The 439-nt window shown below is 47.2% G+C and carries 1 protein-coding gene; it reads left to right on the forward strand.

The window, feature by feature from the left end:
* Positions 1-84: 84 nt before the first annotated feature.
* Positions 85-439 (forward strand): hypothetical protein (locus tag ACYVRA_RS09085; RefSeq protein WP_461252383.1); only part of this gene is annotated, 355 nt, incomplete at its 3' end.

Raw genomic sequence — 439 nt, forward strand, 5'->3', positions numbered from 1 at the left:
CATGTGATAGTTACCCACACAAAATAGCGAAGAACCGATAAAAAAGATTTGACTTCCTGCGAGGAAATAGTTATATTAAAGAGTGTGGACGAAAACACTATAAACTCGCCGATAGAACACGGCCCTCACAGCGGAAAAGGCGAACCATGGGCGATAATGCGGCACGATAGGCCGCTGACCAATAGGCAGCAAACTCTTTTAAATGCGTTGCCTTTGCGGGGTAGTGCGGCAGAAGTCAAGAAAAGCGATGTTTCTTTGATAGATTTATCCGCGCTGACGGCCAAAACCGGTGTTGAGTTTGCAATGTTTACGCGGGGTTCCAAGCGCCTGGTAGTACGCGGAATCAGGGATAAGGTTGATGTAGATCGTGAACGAGCACTGACTTTAAAAGTACAAGGGTATACGCTGTCTCTTATACACATCTCCGCCAGCACTCGTG

Source organism: Treponema sp. R8-4-B8, from assembly GCF_054786175.1.